Here is a 14,181-nt window from a genome sequence, read left to right on the forward strand (position 1 = left end):
GCTCGATGCGCCTGAGCCATCAGGGGAGTGGAGGGGATGACGGGAATCGAACCCGCGTAATCAGTTTGGAAGACTGAGGCTTTACCATTAAGCTACATCCCCGGAACCGGCTGTCTTTCAGACTCGCGAACACGTTGACTCTCCGCGATGGGCTGGAACGCATATAACTACATCACAGGGCCGCCCAATTCTCAAAATGTGCAACGATGCCGTTTCTTTCGTAGACTTGCCTCTGCACTAACGGGGTGTAGCTCAGCTTGGAAGAGCGCCTGCTTTGGGAGCAGGAAGTCGCAGGTTCAAATCCTGTCACCCCGACTCTGTGTTGAACGGTGCAGAACTCTGCATCAAGCGGTGCAGAAGCGATCCTTTGCCGGATCCGTATACCCGGTGCAGAACCGATCCCTATCATTCAGGAGTACTAGGCTGTGAAGAGCGCTGTCGAAAACCTCACTCCCACGCGAGTGAAGCTCAACGTGGAGGTCCCTTTCGAGGAACTCAAGCCGAACATCGAAGCTGCCTACAAGACCATCGCAAGCCAGGTGCAGGTTCCGGGTTTCCGCAAGGGCAAGGTCCCCAACAAGTTGATCGACCAGCGCGTCGGCCGCGGTTACGTCATCGAGACCGCGATCAACGATGGGCTGAACGGTTTTTACCAGAGCGCCGTTCAGGAGACGAAGATCCGTCCCTTGAGCCGGCCCGAGGTTGAGATCACTGAGGTTCCGGATCCGTCCGCGCAGGACGGCCAGCTTCTCTTCACCGTCGAACTGGACGTCCGTCCGGAGATCGAGCTTCCCGAATATTCCGGCCTGGAGGTAACGGTTGAGGCTGCCAAAGCGTCCGATGAGGACGTTGTGAAGGCACTCGACGAACTTCGCGGCCGTTTCGGCACCCTGAAGGAAGTGGACCGTCCGTCGACTGACGGTGACTTCCTCACCCTTGACCTGACTGCGAAGATCGACGGCGAGGAAGTGGATTCCGCTGCCGACATCTCCTACCAGGTTGGTTCCGGCACCATGCTCGAGGGCATGGACGAAGCAGTCACCGGCCTGAGCGCGGAGGAATCCTCGACCTTTGAGACCACCCTCGCCGGTGGTGAGCACACCGGCAAGGCTGCAGAGGTAACCGTCGTCGTGAAGGCAGTGAAGGAGCGCGAGCTCCCTGACGCCAATGATGACTTCGCCCAGCTGGCCAGCGAATTCGACACCATCGATGAGCTGCGCGCCGACCTGGCGAAGCGATCCGCCGAGGACAAGCTCGTCGAGCAGGGCGTCGAGGCCCGCGACAAGGTCCTGGAGAAGCTCCTCGAGCTCGTCGAGGTTCCGGTGCCGGAATCCGTTGTTGAGGAGCAGCTCGAGCAGCACTTCAACTCCGAGAGCAGCCACTCGGCCGGAGCTGACCACGACACGGAAGAGCACCGCGCTGAAATCCGTGAGAACACCCAGCAGGCCTTCCGCAATGAGATCGTCCTTGATGCTGTTGCTGAAAAGGAAGAAATCGGCGTCAGCCAGAACGAGCTGATCGACTACATCGTCACTTCAGCCAGCCAGTACGGCATGGATCCGAACCAGTTCGCCCAGATGCTGGATCAAAGTGGTCAGGTTCCGATGATCGTCGGCGAAGTACGCCGCCGCAAGGCTCTTGCCAAGGTGCTGGAGCTCGCTGTTGTGACTGACACGAATGGCGAGACTGTGGATCTGTCCGACTTCGTGCGTCCGGCAGGGGAAGCCGATCAGGCTGGGGGAGAAGGCGCACCGGTCGAGGATGCAGCTGCTGAAACGTCCGGCGCAAGTGCCGTCGATTCCGATGCCCCCGTCGAGGACACCGATGGTGCGAACGCAGAGCCTACCAAGGCCTAGTCTTCCAACGCTTCATCAGATGCCGTCAGCCCCGTGCTGGCGGCATCTGCCGTTAAGGGATCCGCCTCCTAACGCCGTCAGCGAACAGTTGAGGGCGCGGGAGCAAAACATCAACCAAACAGGTTAGTGTCCAGTGAGAGAAAAACCTGAGTGAGAGGTCAATCAGCAATGGCACCCGAATACACCACACCGACCATGGCAACCGTTGATCCTGCCAGCCGTGACGACTACATCTACAACCGTCTCTTGCGGGAGCGCATCATCTGGCTCGGCTCAGAGGTGCGGGATGAGAATGCGAACGCCATCTGCTCGCAGCTGCTCCTGCTCTCCGCAGAGGATCCCGAGAAGGACATCTTCCTCTACATCAACTCGCCCGGCGGGTCCGTCACCGCGGGTATGGCTATCTACGACACCATGCAGTTCATACCGAACGACGTGGTCACCGTCGCTACCGGGCTCGCGGCGTCCATGGGGCAGTTCCTGCTGTCGTCCGGAACCAAGGGGAAGCGTTACGCCACCCCGCACGCACGCATCCTGATGCACCAGCCCTCCGGCGGAATCGGCGGTACCGCTTCGGACATCAAGATCCAGGCGGAACTGATCCTGCACATGAAGCGGGTCATGGCCGAACTGACGGCGGAGCAGACCGGACAGTCTGTGGAGACCATCCTCAAGGACAACGACCGCGACAAGTGGTTCACCGCGCAGGAGGCCCTCGAGTACGGGTTCTTCGACAAGATTTCCGCTCATGCGGGTTCCGTCTCCGGCGGCGGCGGAACAAACCGCGACTGACCCGTACAGCCCACTTTCACTGACCTGCCACACAGGAGGCACCATGAATCACGATTTCTCTGCCGCGGCCGGCGGCCGGGCCCCCCAGCTGCCGAGCAACCGCTACGTCCTTCCCCAGTTCGAGGAGCGCACGCCCTACGGTTTCAAGCGCCAGGATCCGTACACCAAACTCTTCGAGGACCGCATCATCTTCCTGGGCGTCCAGGTCGACGACGCCTCCGCAGATGACGTCATGGCGCAGCTGCTTGTCCTTGAATCGACCGACCCGGAGCGGGACATCACGCTGTACATCAACTCCCCGGGCGGCTCCTTCACGGCCATGACTGCAATCTACGACACCATGCAGTTCATCCGTCCCGAGATCCAGACAGTCTGCCTGGGCCAGGCTGCGAGTGCGGCGGCCGTACTGCTTGCTGCCGGAGCGCCCGGCAAGCGGCTGGCGCTGCCCAACGCCCGTGTGCTGATCCACCAGCCGGCGCTTGGCGGCGGCCAGGGCGGTCAGGCCTCGGACCTTGAGATTCAGGCTAACGAGGTTATGCGTATGCGCGCCTGGCTCGAGGATACGCTGGCGCTGCACAGCGGGAAGACTTCCGAGCAGGTCAACGTTGACATTGAGCGGGACAAGATTCTGACCGCGGAGGATGCCAAGGCCTATGGCCTTGTCGATGAGGTGCTGACCTCACGCAAGATCACCCCGCCGAAGATCAACAAGCCGTAGCGGGTTGTGTAGCGCCCGTGGTGTTCGGTAATAGAGGAAGACCACGGGCGCTATATTGCTGATTCGGGCCACCAAGTGGCCTAGAGTGGAACTTAGTCGACGCATGGAGACCGTCCCATCAGACATCAGTTGGTAGCGGCCGAAGACTTCGGCGGAACACACCAGTACCACGTAAGGGGACTGACACATGGCTCGCATTGGTGAGAGCACCGATCTACTCAAGTGCTCTTTCTGTGGCAAAAGCCAGAAGCAGGTCCGAAAGCTCATTGCGGGCCCGGGCGTCTACATCTGTGACGAATGCATTGAACTGTGCAACGAAATCATCGAGGAAGAGCTCTCTGAAGTAGCCGACCTCGGTACCTTCGAGCTGCCGAAGCCGCGCGAAATCTTTGATTTCCTGCAGGAGTACGTAATTGGCCAGGAGCCGGCCAAGCGTTCACTGGCAGTCGCCGTCTATAACCATTACAAGCGCATCCAGTCCGGACATACGCCCCGCGCATCCGCCAATCTCTCAGACGCTTCGCCGGCCGAAGATGTGGAGATCGCAAAGTCCAACATCCTGCTGATCGGACCCACGGGTTGCGGCAAGACGTACCTCGCCCAAACCCTGGCCCGACGCCTCAACGTGCCTTTCGCGGTCGCCGACGCAACTGCCCTCACGGAGGCCGGTTACGTCGGCGAGGATGTCGAGAACATCCTTCTCAAGCTCATCCAGGCCGCAGACTATGACGTCAAGAAGGCCGAGCAGGGAATCATCTACATCGATGAGATCGACAAGATCTCCCGCAAGAGCGAGAACCCTTCCATTACGCGGGACGTATCCGGTGAGGGCGTTCAGCAGGCTCTGCTCAAGATCCTCGAAGGCACAGTCGCCTCAGTGCCGCCGCAGGGCGGACGCAAGCACCCCCACCAGGAATTCATCCAGATCGACACCACAAACGTTCTCTTCATCGTGGCGGGGGCCTTCGCTGGACTGGAAGAGATCATCGGGTCGCGGGCAGGACGCAAGGGTATCGGCTTCGGCGCACCGTTGAGCTCGTTGAAGAACGAAGAAGCAAGTTACGGTGACGTCATGCCCGAGGACCTGCTGAAGTTCGGACTGATCCCGGAATTCATTGGACGCCTTCCGGTAATCACCACGGTGACCCACCTTGACCGTCCGGCCCTGATGCAGATCCTCACCGAACCGAAGAACGCGCTGATCAAGCAGTACCAGAAGATGTTCGCCCTGGACGGCGTTGAACTGGTCTTCGAGCCACAGGCCCTCGAAGCGATCGCTGATCAAGCCCTGGAGCGGGGAACAGGCGCACGTGGCCTCCGTGCCATCATGGAGGAAGTACTGCTTCCCGTGATGTTCGACCTTCCCAGTCGTGAGGACATTGCCACAGTTGTCATCAGCGCTGCCGTGGTCGACAAGTCCGCCGAGCCGACCCTTATTTCGCACGACGTCGTCGCCAAGCGGCGCAACAAGTCCGCCTAGTCGCGACTAGCCAGGACGGCACTCGCCGCGGGAATACCGGCCGCCGGGGTCAGGTTGGCAGGGTAGGAGGGCGCGTCATCGTGACCGCCCGTTCACCCTCATTCCAATCAACCAAGGAGTTCTGTTCATGACTGCTGCTACCGACACTGCGAAGAAGGCCGACTTCTGGTTCGACCCGGTCTGCCCGTTCGCGTGGATTACCTCCCGCTGGATGGGCGAGGTCGAGAAGGTCCGCAGCGTTTCGGTCGATTGGCATGTGATGAGCCTGTCCGTTCTCAATGAAGGTCGAGATCTGCCGGAGGATTACAAGGCAGGCATGAAAGAGGCGTGGGCTCCCGTCCGCGTAATCATCGCGGCGTCCGAACTGCACGGCCCCGACAACATCAAGAAGCTCTACGACGCCATGGGCCGCCGAATTCATGCTGGCGGCAACAAGGACTATGAGGTCGTCATCCGCGAAGCGCTGGAAGAAACGGGGCTTCCTGCCTCGTTGGCGCAGTATGCGACCACCGATGAATTCGACTCGCAGCTGCGGGCGTCCCACCAAGAGGGGATCGACAAGGTAGGAGACGAAGTCGGCACTCCGGTCGTGGCCTTCGACGGCACCGCATTCTTCGGTCCTGTGCTGACGCGCATCCCCCGGGGAGAAGAAGCCGGTCGGATCTTTGACGGCGCTGTGATGATGGCCGGTTTCCCTGAATTTTTCGAGCTGAAGCGCTCCCGCACCTCCAGCCCCAGCTTCGACTAGACCGGGCTGGAGCCAAATTGCACGGATAACAGCGAAACCCCTCCGGTAACAACCGGAGGGGTTTCGCTGTTATCAGCTGAAGCGCGGGTCAGGAAGGCTGTGCCGGTGGTTCTGCGGGAGCCAGGCGGACGTCGCTCACCGATAGGTCGCCTTGGTGCACACGCAGTTCAAGGTCGGCCGCGTTGCCCGCCGCGCTGAGATCGGAGCGCGCGGCTTCAAGCCGGCGTACCTGCGCCTCAGAGCCGCTGATGACAGCGGAGAGTACCTCGGTACGCTGTTTGACCTTCGCTTCCGACTTCGCCTTGCGAAGCCCACCGAGTGCAGCACCGACGGTCGCGAGCATGCCGGTGTCCGCGTCCAGGGCCGTTGCGGTGAGAGCGCCGGAAGCGGGCCATGCCGCACGGTGCACCGACCCGTGACGCCACCAGCTCCAGACCTCCTCCGTTGCGAAGGGCAGGATGGGGGCGAAGAGCCGCAGCAGGCGGTCAAGAGTAGTGGCCAATGCAGCGAGAACTGATGCCTTCTCCGCCTCACCTGCGCTTCCGTACGCGCGGTCCTTGACAAGTTCCACGTAATCGTCCGTGAACGACCAGAAGAACGTCTCGGTCAGCTGCAGGGCTCGCGCGTAATCGTACTTTTCGAATGATGCGGTGGCCTGCTGCACCACCTCGTCCAGCGACGCCAGCAGGGAACGGTCAAGCGGGTTGGTGACCGCCGCAGCATCCTCGCCGACGATGTCGGCCTCCGTCGCGCCGAGGTTGAGCACGAACTTTGAGGCGTTGAGCAGCTTGATAGCCAGCCGGCGGCCGATCTTCATCTGTGCAATTTCATACGCCGTGTCCGCTCCGAGCTTGGCGGATGCTGCCCAGTAACGCACCGCATCGGAACCGAACTGGTCGAGGGCGTCGGTGGGCACCACGACGTTGCCCTTGGACTTCGACATCTTTTTGCGGTCCGGGTCCAGGATCCAGCCGGAGATTGCGGCGTGCTTCCACGGCGCCGAATCCAGCAGGGAATCTGCGCGCACGACTGACGAAAACATCCAGGTCCGGATGATGTCGTGCCCCTGCGGACGCAGGTCGAAGGGGTACACCTTGCCGAAGAGATCCTCGTCCCGCGACCAGCCGCCGATGATCTGCGGCGAAAGCGACGACGTCGCCCAGGTGTCCAGGACATCCGGGTCGCCCATGAAACCACCCGGTTGGTCGCGCTGGGACTCGTCGAAGCCCGGTGCCGGTTCGGCCGCGGGATCCACGGGAAGCATGTCATCGGACGGAAGGATCGGGTTCCCGTAGTCCGGTGTCCCGGCCTCGTCGAGCGCGTACCAGACGGGGAAAGGCACGCCGAAGAACCGCTGGCGCGAGATCAGCCAGTCACCGTTGAGGCCCTCGATCCAGTTCTCGAAACGGCTGCGCATGAAGGAGGGGTGGAAATCGATCTCGCGTCCGCGGGCAATAAGCCCTTCCCGGCGATCCGCGTCCCTTCCGCCGTTGCGGATGTACCACTGGCGGCTGGTGACCACTTCGAGCGGCTTGTCGCCCTTTTCGAAGAAATTCACCGGGTGGGTGATCTTCTTCGGCTCGCCGTCCAGCAGACCGGCCTCAGCAAGCATGTCAGCCACGGCCTCTTTCGCCGAGAAAACTGTCTTGCCGGCGATGCGCGCGTAGTTGTCCCGGCCCGCCGTCGTCGTAATCCAATCCGGTGTTTCCGCCAGGATGCGGCCGTCGCGGCCGACGATTGCCCGCGTGGGCAGCTCGAGTTCCCGCCACCAGGTCACGTCCGTGAGGTCGCCGAAGGTACAGACCATCGCGATGCCGGCGCCCTTCTCCGGCTTGGCGAGGGGATGCGCCTTGACCTCGACCTCGACGCCGAACAGGGGGGAGGTGACGGTCTTGCCGAAGTAGGGCTGGTACCGCTCGTCGTCAGGATGAGCCACAAGGGCGACGCAGGCAGCGAGAAGTTCCGGGCGGGTGGTCTCGATGTGGATCAGCGTGCCGTCCACGGCCTCGAATGGATAGCGGTAGTAGGCACCCGGAACCTCGCGGTCCTCAAGCTCGGCCTGGGCTACGGCGGTGCGGAAGGTCACGTCCCATAGCGTGGGTGCTTCCGCGAGGTAGGCATCGCCCTGCTTGAGGTTCGCCAGGAAGGCCCGCTGCGATACCGCACGCGAGGTCGAGTCGATAGTGCGGTACGTCAGGCTCCAGTCCACGGACAGGCCGAGGGACTGGAATAGGTGCTCGAACACCTTCTCGTCCTCAACCGCAAGCTCCTCGCACAGTTCGATGAAGTTCCGGCGGGAAACGACGTCGAAGTCGCGCTGATTCTTTGCGGGCTGCGCGGGAGGCCGGTAACCGGCGTTGTATGGCACGGACGGGTCACAGCGCACGCCGTAGTAATTCTGTACGCGGCGCTCGGTGGGCAGGCCGTTGTCGTCCCAGCCCATGGGGTAGAAGACGTTCTTGCCGGTCATGCGCTGGTAGCGGGCGATCACGTCCGTCTGGGTGTAGGAGAAAACGTGACCAACGTGCAGCGAACCGGACGCGGTGGGAGGCGGGGTGTCAATGGAGTAGACATCCCCGCGCGTGGTCTCCGGATTGAAGGTGTACGTTCCTTCGGCGCGCCAGCGCTCATTCAGTGCGGCTTCAAGCCCTTCAAGGGCGGGCTTGTCGGGAACGTTGATGGGGGCGGGTGTGGGCGTGTCTGTACCCTCGTGTGTGTGTGCCATGAATCGATTGTTTCACGCTGGCTGTCCCGACCTGCGACGGGTGCATCCGGTGGGCTAGTTTGAGGTCATGACTTCGGCACAGAACAGGGCAGCAGTTGTAACAGGAGCGAGCTCGGGAATCGGCGAGGCCACCGTTCGGCGCCTGGCCGCGGACGGCTGGAAGGTTTGGGCCGTGGCCCGCCGGCAGGACCGGTTGGCCCGCCTGGCAGAGGAAACAGGCGCGCTTCCCGTGGCACTCGACATCACCGACGACGACGGCGTTGCCCGCCTGGTGGGCGAAGTCACCGAAGGCGGCGGCATCGACACCCTCATCAACATCGCCGGCGGCGCCCGTGGGACCGACTGGGTCGCGGACGCGCGAACCGAGGACTGGGAATGGATGTACGAGGCAAACGTTCTCGGCACCATGAAGCTGGTCCGCGCATTCCTGCCGATGCTGAGGGAGAACAAGAACGGCACGGTGCTGAACCTGACCTCGACCGCGGCACTGGTTGCCTATGAAGGCGGCGCCGGTTACAACGCCGCCAAGGCAGCCCAGCACGCGCTGACCCAGGCGCTGCGCCTCGAGGAGGTGGAACACAATGTCCGGGTGGTCGAGATCCTGCCGGGCATGGTCCATACCGAGGAGTTCTCCCTGAGACGGTTGGGAGACGAAGCTGCGGCGGAGAAGGTGTACGCGGGTGTCGAGAAGCCGCTCTCGGCCGAAGATGTGGCCGATGTTGTGTCCTACGCCGTTTCCGTTCCCCATCACGTGAACCTGGATCAGATCGTTGTGCGCCCGTTGGCCCAGGCGGCGGCACACAAGGTGATCCGCACGGGCTGAACGCGCTCCTTATGGAGCTGACCTGGGTGATCCCCGGCGTCGTTCGCCCTATCCGGAGCCGGCGGGCTAGAATTGGGGCAACAGCGCAGACCCGGCCATCACCGGTGAGCTTCCGGAAGAACGTTCGCAGCGGCGGATCAGTAGAACCGGACGGGTAAGCCCGTCACAGCAGACATGAAGCGGCCAGTACCGGCCCTTCCGTATTCGGGAGGCGGGTGCGGGCAAGCGAGGTGGTACCGCGGATTCGCGGCCGGAGCCAAGGCGCCGGCGTGATGTTCGTCCTTGCAGAAAGACCGCCCCTGCCCGCCGAATATCCGCAGCTTCAGGACACACCACATGTCACAGATCTATCCCAAGGCCTCCGCCGCTGATCCGGCGGTTTCCGGCTCCGCTTCGCCCCGGTTCCCAGAGCTCGAGGAACGGGTCCTCACCTACTGGGACGAGGACGGCACCTTTCAGGCGTCGATCGACCAGCGCGACGCCGGTGAGAACGGAACGAACGAGTTCGTCTTCTACGACGGTCCGCCCTTCGCCAACGGCCTGCCGCACTACGGACACCTGCTGACCGGATACGCCAAGGACCTCGTCGGGCGATACCAGACCCAGCGCGGCCGTCGCGTTGAGCGCCGCTTCGGGTGGGACACCCACGGACTGCCCGCCGAACTCGAGGCGATGAAGCAGCTCGGGATGAGCGACAAGAAGCAGATCGAAGCCATGGGTATCGACAAGTTCAATGACGCCTGTCGTGCCTCTGTGATGAAGTACGCGGGGGAGTGGCGTGACTATGTCACCCGCCAGGCGCGCTGGGTGGACTTCGAGAACGACTACAAGACCCTCAACGTCGAATACATGGAGTCGGTGCTCTGGGCCTTCAAGACCCTGCACGCCAAAGGCCTGACGTACAACGGCTACCGGGTGCTGCCGTACTGCTGGAAGGACGAGACGCCGCTCTCCAACCATGAGCTGCGCATGGACGACGACGTCTACCAGGACCGCCAGGACCAGACCGTCACGGTGACCTTCCCGATTCTCGCCGGTGATTCACCGTTGTCACAGGAGCTTGCCGGAGTCGAGGCGCTCGCCTGGACCACCACACCGTGGACCCTGCCCACCAACGCTGCCCTCGCCGTCGGGCCTGACATCCATTACGCGCTGCTGCCCGGGGCCGGTGACCTCGCCGGGCGCCGCTTCCTGATCGCGGAGGAGCTGCTGTCCGGTTACGCGAAGGACTTCGGCTACCCGTCTGCTGAGGACGCGCGCGCCGCCGTCACGGGCACACACCGCGGCACCGAACTCGGAGGCCTCGAGTACGAGCCGCTTTGGAGTTACCTCACCGATCCTGAACGCGGCGGCTACCGCAACGCCTTCCGGTTCCTGGTGGCTGACTACGTCACGACGACGGACGGAACCGGAATCGTGCACCAGTCGCCGGCCTACGGCGAAGAGGACCAAAAAATCTGTGAGGACGCCGGTATCCAGGTGATCCTCTCCGTGGACGAGGGCGCCCGTTTCCTGCGGATGTTCGAGAACGGACCCCTGGCGGACATCGTCGGAGTCCAGGTCTTCGACGCCAACAAGACCATCACCCGCGTGCTGCGTGACGGCGGCCGGCTGATGCGCCAGGCCAGTTACGTGCACAGCTACCCGCATTGCTGGCGCTGCCGCAACCCGTTGATCTACCGGGCGGTATCCTCCTGGTTCGTCGAGGTGACGAAGATCAAGGACCGCATGGTCGAGCTGAACCAGCAGATCAACTGGATCCCGGACAATGTGAAGGACGGGCAGTTCGGCAAATGGCTTGAGAACGCGCGCGACTGGTCGATCAGCCGCAACCGTTACTGGGGCAGCCCCATACCCGTGTGGGTGTCGGATGATCCGAACTACCCCCGCACCGACGTGTACGGCTCCCTCGCTGAGATCGAGAGGGACTTTGGACGCCTGCCGCGCAACGCATCCGGTGAGGTCGACCTCCACCGGCCGTTCATCGACGAGCTGACCCGCCCGAACCCGGACGATCCGCGTACGCCTGAACAAGGCCAGTCGACCATGAGACGGGTGGCCGATGTTCTGGACGTCTGGTTCGACTCCGGGTCGATGCCGTACGCCCAGGTTCACTATCCGATGCAGAACGAGGACTGGTTCGAGTCGCACAACCCGGCGGACTTCATCGTCGAGTACATCGGCCAGACCCGCGGTTGGTTCTACACGCTCCACATCCTGGCGACTGCGCTGTTCGACCGGCCCACGTTCAAGAACGTCATCAGCCATGGAATCGTCCTTGGCTCCGACGGCCAGAAAATGTCCAAGAGCCTGCAGAACTACCCCGATGTTTCTGAAGTCCTCGACCGCGACGGCTCGGACGCAATGCGCTGGTTCCTGATGGCTTCGCCCATCCTCCGCGGCGGCAATCTCGTTGTCACCGAGCAGGGCATTCGGGACGGTGTCCGCCAGGTCATCCTTCCGCTCTGGAACGTCTGGCACTTCTTCCGGCTGTATACGAACGCTGCCGCGGGCGGTGCCGGCTACGAGGCGAAGGCGGTGACGGCCGAAGCCGCAGAAACCCTCGCAGACCCGCTGGACCGCTACATCCTCGCGTACACCGGAAACCTGGTGGAGGACATGACGAACTCGCTCGACGCGTTCAACATCAGCGATGCGTGCGAGGCGCTGCGCCGGTACTTGGACACCCTCACCAACTGGTATGTCCGTCGCGGACGGCAGCGGTTCTTCGATGAAGATACGGACGCCTTCGACGTCCTCTTCACCTGCCTGGAAGCTGTCACTCGCGTTGCCGCGCCGCTCCTGCCCCTGGTCACCGAGGAGATCTGGCGCGGCCTGACCGGCGGGCGCTCCGTGCACCTGACCGACTGGGCGGCGTCGTCGTCGTTCGCTGCTGCGCCGGAACTGGTGGAGCGGATGGAACGGACCCGGCAGATCTGCTCCACGGGATCGAGCCTGCGAAAGGCGGCGAACCTTCGCGTACGCCTGCCGCTCTCCGTGCTGACGGTAGTGGCACCATCCGCGGCGGAGCTGGAGGGACAGTACCGCGCCATCATCGCGGACGAACTGAACATCAAATCCGTGCGCCTGATCGACTCCGCCGATGCCTCCCCGGAAGAGTTCGGAATCTCGCAGAAGCTCGTGGTGAACGCGCGGGCCGCCGGGCCGCGCCTAGGCAAGAATGTCCAGACCGCCATCAAGGCGGCGAAGTCGGGCGACTGGTCGGTGGACGACGCCGGTGCTGTCACCGCAGGCGGCCTCGCCCTGGAGCCCGGCGAATATACGCTGGAAACCGTGGTCGACAGCGACGGCGCAGCCGGCGCCAGCGCGGCCGTCGCCGTCCTGCCCGGCGGAGGTTTCCTCGTGCTGAACACGGAGGTCACGTCGGAGTTGGCGGCGGAGGGCACTGCCCGTGACATCATCCGATCCATCCAGCAGGCACGCCGGGATGCCGACTTCCACATCAGTGACCGGGTGGTCACCACGGTGGAGGCCGACGCGGACACACTCTCGGCGCTTGAAGCGCATGCGGAACTGGTCAAGCAGGAAACATTGACGGACGAACTCGAACTCGTCGTGGCTGCGGCTGGGCAGTCAGACGGAGTTTCGGTGAAAGTGGAGCGCCAGGCATGAACGCGGATATGAGTGACGCTGGAAACGACGCCGGCTCCGGACAGGGAATTGACCAGTTCTCAGTGGAGAGCGTGTACGCGGAGCTGTTGAGCCGCGCGCCCGAGAACAAGATGGAGCCGCGGATGGCTCCGTTGTTTCGGGCTATGGAGATCCTGGGCGAGCCCAATAGGGCGGTTCCGATCATCCACATCACGGGCACCAACGGCAAGACGTCGACCGCACGGATGATTGAGGGGCTTCTGCGGGCGCATGATCTGCGCACCGGGCGATACACCAGTCCGCATCTGTCCCGGGTCACGGAACGGATCAGTATCGACGGGGAACCCGTTGCCGATGAGACCTTCGTGCGGGTGTGGGACGAGATCCGGCCGTATCTTGAGATCGTCGATGCTGAACTTGATGCCGCCGGTGAGCCGCGGCTGACCTACTTCGAATGCGTCACGATTCTCGCGTTCGCGGTATTCGCTGACGAGCCGGTGGACGTTGCGGTGATCGAAGTTGGGCTAGGGGGAATCACCGACGCGACGAACGTCGGCGACGGCGCGGTCTCAGTGGTCACTCCGATCTCCCTTGACCATACTGACCTCCTGGGGGACACCCCGGGGGAAATCGCCATCGAGAAATCCGGGATCATCAAGCCCGGGGGGTTCCTCATCAGCGCCGCGCAGCCCGCGGACGCTGCGCAGGTGCTGCTGGAAAAGGCGCGTGACACAGGCGTTGAGTTCCGTTTCGAGGGTGTCGAGTTCGGCGTTGAGGACCGACGCATTGCCGTCGGCGGGCAGCAGATCACTCTGGCAGGCATCGCAGGCCGCTACGAAGAGGTCCTTCTGCCGCTCCACGGTGAGCACCAGGCGCAGAACGCCGCTGTCGCCGTTGCCGCCGTCGAAGCCTTCCTCGGCGGAGGAAGCAGGGAACTGGATATCGACGTCGTGCGCGATGGACTGGGTGCCGTCACCTCACCGGGCCGGCTGGAATTGGTTCGCACGGCCCCGAGCATCCTCGTGGACGCCGCGCACAACGCCGCCGGCGCACGGGCGTCAGCCAAGGCGATTGCTGAAGCCTTCGAGTTCAACAAACTCGTCCTCGTGATCGGCGTCCTGCAGGACAAGGATGCCGGCGCGATCCTGAGTGAACTTCACGAGGAACTCAGCGGTGTGCTTGAGGATGTGTGCCTGACGCAGTCCACCTCGCCGAGGGCGATTCCTGCAGAGGAACTCCGGCAGCTGGCGTTGAGCGCAGGCTTCGCTGATGGGCATATCCACGTTGCGGATCGCCTCGACGACGCCCTGGAGTGGGCGGTCATGACGGCCGAGGAGGGCAGCGAACTCGGCGGCGGCGGTGTTTTGGTAACGGGTTCGATCACGGTGGTGGGCGAAGCCCGCACACTGTTGGGCAAGTAAGGGGAT

9 protein-coding genes and 2 tRNA genes are annotated in these 14,181 nt (G+C 63.0%); 9 read left to right on the forward strand and 2 right to left on the reverse strand.

Features of this window, described 5'->3' with window-relative positions; all coding sequences use genetic code 11:
- Positions 1–28 precede the first annotated feature (28 nt).
- Positions 29–102 (reverse strand) — tRNA-Gly (locus AC5RU3_RS04800).
- A gap of 139 nt (positions 103–241) precedes the next feature.
- On the opposite strand from AC5RU3_RS04800, the gene AC5RU3_RS04805 reads away from it, so the two are divergent.
- The 6 genes from AC5RU3_RS04805 to AC5RU3_RS04830 all read left to right on the forward strand — a co-directional run bounded on the left by AC5RU3_RS04805 (position 242) and on the right by AC5RU3_RS04830 (position 5,594).
- Positions 242–315 (forward strand) — tRNA-Pro (locus AC5RU3_RS04805).
- A gap of 110 nt (positions 316–425) precedes the next feature.
- Positions 426–1,856, forward strand: a complete 1,431-nt coding sequence (gene tig / locus AC5RU3_RS04810) for a trigger factor (RefSeq protein ID WP_493964966.1) — start codon at positions 426–428, stop codon at positions 1,854–1,856.
- Positions 1,857–2,051: 195 nt separating this feature from the next.
- Positions 2,052–2,648 (forward strand): ATP-dependent Clp protease proteolytic subunit, encoded by a 597-nt coding sequence (locus AC5RU3_RS04815; RefSeq protein ID WP_309070035.1) that lies wholly within the window; start codon positions 2,052–2,054, stop codon positions 2,646–2,648.
- 43 nt (positions 2,649–2,691) lie between these two features.
- Positions 2,692–3,366 (forward strand): ATP-dependent Clp protease proteolytic subunit, encoded by a 675-nt coding sequence (locus AC5RU3_RS04820; RefSeq protein ID WP_309069959.1) that lies wholly within the window; start codon positions 2,692–2,694, stop codon positions 3,364–3,366.
- A gap of 187 nt (positions 3,367–3,553) precedes the next feature.
- Positions 3,554–4,846: an ATP-dependent Clp protease ATP-binding subunit ClpX gene (gene clpX, locus AC5RU3_RS04825; RefSeq protein WP_309069960.1), complete on the forward strand. Its 1,293-nt coding sequence runs from the start codon at positions 3,554–3,556 to the stop codon at positions 4,844–4,846.
- Positions 4,847–4,973: 127 nt separating this feature from the next.
- Complete coding sequence (locus AC5RU3_RS04830) at positions 4,974–5,594, forward strand: mycothiol-dependent nitroreductase Rv2466c family protein (RefSeq protein WP_493964967.1); 621 nt, start codon at positions 4,974–4,976, stop codon at positions 5,592–5,594.
- An 88-nt stretch (positions 5,595–5,682) separates the two neighbouring features.
- On the opposite strand, the gene valS is transcribed toward AC5RU3_RS04830, so the two are convergent.
- Positions 5,683–8,319 carry a valine--tRNA ligase gene (valS, locus tag AC5RU3_RS04835; RefSeq protein ID WP_309069962.1) on the reverse strand — a complete coding sequence of 879 codons (2,637 nt, stop codon included), beginning with the start codon at positions 8,317–8,319 and terminating at the stop codon, positions 5,683–5,685.
- A 67-nt stretch (positions 8,320–8,386) separates the two neighbouring features.
- Between valS and AC5RU3_RS04840 the strand changes: the two genes are divergently transcribed.
- The 3 genes from AC5RU3_RS04840 to AC5RU3_RS04850 all read left to right on the forward strand — a co-directional run bounded on the left by AC5RU3_RS04840 (position 8,387) and on the right by AC5RU3_RS04850 (position 14,175).
- The gene (locus AC5RU3_RS04840; protein ID WP_493964968.1) at positions 8,387–9,142 is read left to right on the forward strand and encodes an SDR family oxidoreductase; all 756 of its coding nucleotides are present in this window, start codon (positions 8,387–8,389) and stop codon (positions 9,140–9,142) included.
- 336 nt (positions 9,143–9,478) lie between these two features.
- A complete protein-coding gene (ileS, locus tag AC5RU3_RS04845) occupies positions 9,479–12,775 on the forward strand; it encodes an isoleucine--tRNA ligase (protein ID WP_493964969.1) in 3,297 nt (1,098 codons plus the stop codon).
- A gap of 8 nt (positions 12,776–12,783) precedes the next feature.
- Entirely contained in the window at positions 12,784–14,175 is a 1,392-nt protein-coding gene (locus tag AC5RU3_RS04850) for a bifunctional folylpolyglutamate synthase/dihydrofolate synthase (protein WP_493964970.1), read from the forward strand.
- The last annotated feature ends 6 nt before the right edge of the window (positions 14,176–14,181 follow it).

This window comes from Arthrobacter sp. MDB1-55 (genome assembly GCF_059092925.1).

Coding starts and splice junctions, on each gene's coding strand:
- AC5RU3_RS04815 (WP_309070035.1), top strand. CDS start 2,052: ATGGCAACCGTTGATCCTGCCAGCCGTGACGACTACATCTACAACCGT.
- AC5RU3_RS04820 (WP_309069959.1), top strand. CDS start 2,692: ATGAATCACGATTTCTCTGCCGCGGCCGGCGGCCGGGCCCCCCAGCTG.
- clpX (WP_309069960.1), top strand. CDS start 3,554: ATGGCTCGCATTGGTGAGAGCACCGATCTACTCAAGTGCTCTTTCTGT.
- AC5RU3_RS04830 (WP_493964967.1), top strand. CDS start 4,974: ATGACTGCTGCTACCGACACTGCGAAGAAGGCCGACTTCTGGTTCGAC.
- valS (WP_309069962.1), bottom strand. CDS start 8,319: ATGGCACACACACACGAGGGTACAGACACGCCCACACCCGCCCCCATC.
- AC5RU3_RS04840 (WP_493964968.1), top strand. CDS start 8,387: ATGACTTCGGCACAGAACAGGGCAGCAGTTGTAACAGGAGCGAGCTCG.
- ileS (WP_493964969.1), top strand. CDS start 9,479: ATGTCACAGATCTATCCCAAGGCCTCCGCCGCTGATCCGGCGGTTTCC.
- AC5RU3_RS04850 (WP_493964970.1), top strand. CDS start 12,784: ATGAGTGACGCTGGAAACGACGCCGGCTCCGGACAGGGAATTGACCAG.